The sequence below is a fragment of the Neisseria sp. P0009.S007 genome, assembly GCF_051962515.1.
On the sequence record NZ_JBQCVF010000074.1, the window covers coordinates 4,895 to 10,827 of the forward strand.

The window sequence follows — 5,933 nt, forward strand, 5'->3', positions numbered from 1 at the left end:
GGCCGTCTGAAAACCTTTAACAAGGCCGCCGAACAGATTTTGGGCGTTTCGCTGGTGTCTTTGTGGGGCAGTAACTGGCATCAATGGCACGGCAAATCGCCGCAGCAAACCCTGTTGGCCGATGTGTTTGCCGCCATTAATGAAACCGCCGATAGCAACAAACCCGTCCAAGTCGAATACGCCGCGCCCGATGATGCCCGAATCTTGTTGGGCAAAGCCACCATTTTGCCGGAAGACAATGATAACGGCGTGGTGATGGTGATTGATGACATTACCGTCTTGATGCGGGCGCAAAAAGAGGCCGCATGGGGCGAAGTGGCGAAACGTTTGGCGCACGAAATCCGTAATCCGCTTACGCCTATCCAGCTTTCCGCCGAGAGATTGGCATGGAAATTGCATGATAAACTAGATGAACAAGACGCCCAAATTCTCAGCCGTTCAACCGATACCATCGTCAAACAGGTGGCCGCGCTGAAAGAAATGGTCGAAGCGTTCCGCAACTATGCGCGTGCGCCGTCGCTGAATTTAGAAAAACAAGATTTAAACGGTTTGGTGTCGGAAGTATTGGTATTATATGAGGCCGGCGCGTGCAAGTTTAATGCACGGCTCAGCGCCGACGCCCTGCCGATTGTTGCCGATACGACGGCGATGCGCCAAGTGTTGCATAACCTATTTAAGAATGCTGCAGAAGCGGCAGAGTCGGACGAAGCGCCTCAAGTAAACGTCGAAACAGGGCGCGAAGGCGGACAGGTTTTCCTGACCGTCTGCAACAACGGCAAAAGTTTCAGCAAAGAAATGCTGCACAATGCTTTTGAGCCGTACGTTACCGACAAACCGACAGGAACGGGGCTGGGTTTGCCCGTTGTGAAAAAAATTATCGAGGAGCATGGCGGCCGTATCAGCCTGAGCAATCAGAACAGTGGCGGCGCGTGCGTCAAAATAGCTTTACCGGAAATGGCAGAAACTTATGCGAAGCAGTGATATTTTGATTGTAGATGATGAAGTAGGCATCCGCGACCTGCTCTCCGAAATCCTTCAAGATGAAGGCTATACCGTCACTTTGGCCGAAAATGCCGAAGAAGCGCGCCAATTGCGTTATCAAACGCGTCCGGCCATGGTATTGCTGGACATTTGGATGCCCGATTGCGACGGCATCACTTTGTTGAAAGAGTGGGCGAAAAACGGCCAACTCAATATGCCTGTGGTTATGATGAGCGGCCATGCCAGCATTGACACTGCGGTTGAAGCCACTAAAATCGGCGCGCTCGATTTTCTGGAAAAACCGATTGCCCTGCAAAAACTCTTGTCCGCAGTAGAACGCGCCTTGAAACATGGCGAAGTTCAGACGGCCTCCTGCATGACTTTGGACAAACTGGGCAACAGTTCCGTCATTCAAGAAATGAACGGCAGTATTGAAGCGGCCGCCAAACACAACCGCCCGCTGTTGTTGGCCGGTGAGGCTGGCTCGCCGTTTGAGATTGTCGCCCGCTATCTGCACAAAAGCGGTACGCCTTGGGTGGCAACCGACCGTGTCGAACACATTGTTGATACGCCGATGGAGCTGTTGCAAAAGGCATCAGGCGGTATTTTGTATGTCGGCGATATTGCCCGTTACAGCAAAAACATCCAAAACGGCATTGCTTTCTTGCTGGAAAAAGCCGACCGCTACAATGTCCGTGTGATTGCTTCATGCGGTTTTAAACGAGGTGAGGGCGCCGATGACGTCGTTGCCGGCCGATTAGCAGAGCTGTTGAAAGAGCGCATCAATGTTCCTTCTTTGCGCAGCCAGCCGGACGACATCGTCTTTTTAATCAACCGCATCATGACCGATTTGGCCGAAAGTCAAAAAATCCAGCCGGTAAAATTCAGCGACAGCGCATTGGTGGTTTTGCGCCAATACGATTGGCCGGGCAATTACGACCAGCTTGCCGAAACGGTGAAAAACATCATGTTGGAATCTGACGGCAAAGAAGTGGACGAGCAGGCCGTTGCCGTGGCTTTGGGTCAGAAGGAAAACGCGACGGCGACAGAAATCATCGGCGGCTTCAATTTCAATATGCCTTTGCGCGAATTGAGGGAAGAAGTCGAGCGCCGTTACTTTGAGTACCACATCGCCCAAGAAGGCCAAAATATGAGCCGCGTGGCGCAAAAGGTCGGTTTGGAGCGTACACACCTTTACCGCAAACTCAAACAACTCGGTATCAGCGTATCGCGCCGCAGCGCCGACAAATCCGAAGAATAAGCGCAATATCGGTTCAAACACAAAAGAGGCCGTCTGAAAGCCATCAGGTTTTTCAGACGGCATCGTCATTTGACGGTTTGCTTAGACAAGCAATACTTTATAAAAATAATGGTATGGCTAGGCATTGTTATTTTGCCTTTTAAGCCGACAGAAGTTTTATATCAATAAAATTTTCAGACGGCCTTGATTTACTTCAGGCCGTCTGAAAAAAACATTACGAAAAGGGAACAGATTGATGACGGAAAACGAGCGTTTTGCTTGGTTGCAACTGGCATTTACGCCCTATATCGGCGCAGAAAGTTTTTTGGTGCTGTTGCAGCAATTCGGTAGCGCACAAGCTGCCTTGAATGCGCCGGCAGACAAAATTGCCGCGTTGGTGCGCCATAAACAGGCAGCCGAGTCGTGGCGTAATGCGGACAAACGGGCTTTGGCGCAGCAGTCTGCTGAAGCCGCTTTACAATGGGAAATGCAGGACGGTTGCCGTTTGTTGCTGCTGCAAGATGATGATTTCCCCGAAATGCTGACACAAGGCATTACCGCGCCGCCGGTCTTGTTTTTACGCGGCAATGCAGAGCTGCTGCACACACCTTCTGCCGCGATGGTCGGCAGCCGCCATGCCACGCCGCAGGCAATGCGAATTGCCAAAGATTTCGGTAGGGCGTTGAGCGAAAAAGGCATTCCCGTCGTATCGGGTATGGCTTCGGGTATCGATACCGCCGCCCATCAGGGGGCATTGCAGGCAGATGGCGGCACCATCGCCGTCTGGGGAACCGGTATAGACCGCATTTATCCGCCGTCCAATAAAAACCTTGCTTATGAAATTGCCGAAAGGGGATTGATTGTCAGCGAGTTCCCTTTAGATACGCGTCCGTTTGCAGGCAACTTTCCGCGCCGCAACCGTTTGATTGCCGCATTATCGCAGCTGACATTGGTGGTCGAGGCGGCATTGGAATCTGGCTCATTGATTACCGCCAAGCTGGCGGCAGAGATGGGGCGCGAAGTGATGGCGGTGCCCGGGTCGATAGACAATCCGCATAGCAAAGGCTGCCACAAGCTGATTAAAGACGGGGCAAAACTGGTGGAATGTCTGGACGATATTCTCCATGAGTGTCCGCAGCTATTGCAAAATACGCCTGTTCCATCATATTCTATAAATAAGACGGTAAAACTGAAAAACGATCAAACCAAACATCTGCAACCAAAAACAATAGCGGATGAACCGCAAAGGCCGTCTGAAAACCTATCTGCCGCCCCATCAACAAGCGCTTTATTGGAAGCAATGGGTTACGACCCGATACATCCCGATATTTTGGCGCAACAAACCAATACGGCGGCGGCAGACGTGTACGCACAGCTTTTGGAATACGAACTTGACGGTATCGTTGCCGCCTTGCCGGGCGGCCGTTATCAGCGTGTCAAAGCATGAATTATCTATATTTAAGGAACCAGCATGACCGAAGTCATTGCCTATTTAATCGAACACTTCCAAGATTTCGACAATTGTCCGCCTCCGGAGGATTTGGGTCGCCTCTTGGAAGATGCGGGTTTTGATGCTACGGAAATCGGCAATACATTAATGATGATGGAAGTCTTGTTCAATACGTCCGAATTCTATGCTGAGCCGTTTAACAGCGACTCCCTGCGCGTATTCTGCCGTGAAGAAGCTGACAACCTGCCGCAGGAAGTCATGGGCTTGATGCAGTATTTGGTTACCGAACACGCAATTACTTATGAGCAACGCGAAATCGTCATTCATGCCCTGATGCACATTCCATCGGACGAAATCACCCTCGATACCGCCAAAGTGTTGGTATTGCTGGTGTTGTGGATGCACAAGAGCGAGTTACCCGTCCTGATAGGCGACGACTTGATGAGTGCGTTGACCGGACAAAACGTGATGCACTAAACCTTTTTTCAGACGGCCTCAATAATAAAGGCCGTCTGAAACATAAACCCAATACATCCAAAAGAGAACAACAATGGCGAAAAACCTATTAATCGTCGAATCCCCGTCCAAAGCCAAAACCCTGAAAAAATATCTGGGCGGTGATTTTGAAATCTTGGCGTCTTACGGTCATGTCCGCGATTTGGTTCCGAAAAGCGGAGCAGTCGATCCTGACAATGGCTTTGCCATGAAATACCAACTGATCAGCCGCAACAGCAAACACGTCGATGCCATCGTTGCCGGTGCCAAAGAAGCTGAAAACATCTACCTCGCAACTGACCCGGATAGGGAAGGCGAAGCCATTTCTTGGCATCTTTTGGAAATCCTTAAATCCAAACGCGGATTGAAAAACATCAAACCGCAGCGTGTCGTGTTCCACGAAATCACCAAAAACGCCGTGCTCGATGCGGTTGCCCATCCGCGCGAAATCGAAATGGATTTGGTCGATGCGCAACAAGCCCGTCGCGCTTTGGACTATTTGGTTGGTTTCAACCTTTCGCCATTGTTGTGGAAAAAAATCCGCCGCGGTTTGAGCGCAGGCCGTGTGCAAAGTCCCGCACTGCGTTTGATTTGCGAACGCGAAAACGAAATCCGCGCGTTTGAAGCGCAGGAATATTGGACGGTGCATCTCGACAGCCACAAAGGCCGCAGCAAGTTCACCGCCAAACTCGCCCAATACAACGGCGCGAAACTCGAACAATTCGACCTACCGAACGAAGCCGCGCAAGCCGACGTGTTGAAAGAACTCGAAGGCAAAGAGGCTGTCGTTACCGCCATCGAAAAGAAAAAGCGCAGCCGCAACCCAGCCGCGCCGTTCACCACATCCACCATGCAGCAGGATGCCGTGCGCAAACTCGGTTTCACTACCGACCGCACCATGCGTACCGCCCAGCAGCTTTACGAAGGTATAGACGTAGGGCAGGGCGCCATCGGTCTGATTACCTATATGCGTACCGACAGCGTGAATTTGGCCGATGAAGCGTTAACCGAAATCCGCTATTACATCGAAAACAAAATCGGCAAAGAATATCTGCCAAGTTCGGCCAAGCAGTACAAAACCAAGTCCAAAAATGCCCAAGAAGCCCACGAAGCGATCCGCCCGACTTCTGTGTACCGCACGCCTGAAAGCGTCAAACCCTTCCTGAGCGCAGACCAGTTCAAACTCTATCAAATGATTTGGCAGCGTACCGTTGCCTGTCAGATGACGCCCGCCAAATTCGACCAAACCACTGTCGATATTACCGTCGGCAAAGGCGTATTCCGCGTAACCGGACAAGTGCAGACTTTCGCAGGCTTTTTGAGCGTGTATGAAGAAAGCAGTGACGACGAAGAGAGCGAAGACAGCAAAAAACTGCCTGAAATGAGCGAAGGCGACAAACTGCCTGTGGACAAACTCTACGGCGAACAACACTTTACCACCCCGCCGCCGCGCTACAACGAAGCCACGCTGGTTAAAGCCCTCGAAGAATACGGCATCGGCCGCCCCTCGACCTACGCCAGCATCATCTCCACGCTCAAAGACCGTGAATACGTTACCCTTGAGCAAAAACGCTTTATGCCCACCGACACAGGCGACATCGTCAACAAATTCCTGACCGAACACTTCGCCCAATATGTCGATTACCACTTCACCGCCAAACTCGAAGACCAGCTTGACGAAATTGCCAACGGCAAACGCCAATGGATTCCCGTGATGGATAAATTCTGGAAACCATTTATCAAGCAAGTAGAAGAAAAAGAGGGTAT

Annotated in this window: 5 protein-coding genes; all 5 read left to right on the forward strand. The window is 51.1% G+C overall.

Annotated features, from left to right (window positions below):
• On the forward strand, nt 1-981 hold a 981-nt coding region (locus ACTHS3_RS07930; RefSeq protein ID WP_440367609.1), incomplete at its 5' end, for a sensor histidine kinase.
• Nucleotides 968-2,242, forward strand: a complete 1,275-nt coding sequence (locus ACTHS3_RS07935) for a sigma-54-dependent transcriptional regulator (protein ID WP_440367611.1) — start codon at nt 968-970, stop codon at nt 2,240-2,242. The genes ACTHS3_RS07930 and ACTHS3_RS07935, both read left to right, overlap by 14 nt.
• 235 nt (nt 2,243-2,477) lie before the next feature.
• A complete protein-coding gene (gene dprA, locus ACTHS3_RS07940) occupies nt 2,478-3,668 on the forward strand; it encodes a DNA-processing protein DprA (RefSeq protein ID WP_004520183.1) in 1,191 nt (396 codons plus the stop codon).
• A gap of 24 nt (nt 3,669-3,692) precedes the next feature.
• Nucleotides 3,693-4,148 (forward strand): DUF494 family protein, encoded by a 456-nt coding sequence (locus ACTHS3_RS07945; protein ID WP_070624746.1) that lies wholly within the window; start codon nt 3,693-3,695, stop codon nt 4,146-4,148.
• 73 nt (nt 4,149-4,221) lie between these two features.
• Nucleotides 4,222-5,933, forward strand: a 1,712-nt coding sequence (topA, locus tag ACTHS3_RS07950) for a type I DNA topoisomerase (protein WP_440367613.1), incomplete at its 3' end; no start/stop codon positions are given.

Bases quoted from the DNA above. Each gene is read 5' to 3' on its own strand.
- ACTHS3_RS07935 (WP_440367611.1), top strand. From the start codon at position 968: ATGCGAAGCAGTGATATTTTGATTGTAGATGATGAAGTAGGCATCCGC.
- dprA (WP_004520183.1), top strand. From the start codon at position 2,478: ATGACGGAAAACGAGCGTTTTGCTTGGTTGCAACTGGCATTTACGCCC.
- ACTHS3_RS07945 (WP_070624746.1), top strand. From the start codon at position 3,693: ATGACCGAAGTCATTGCCTATTTAATCGAACACTTCCAAGATTTCGAC.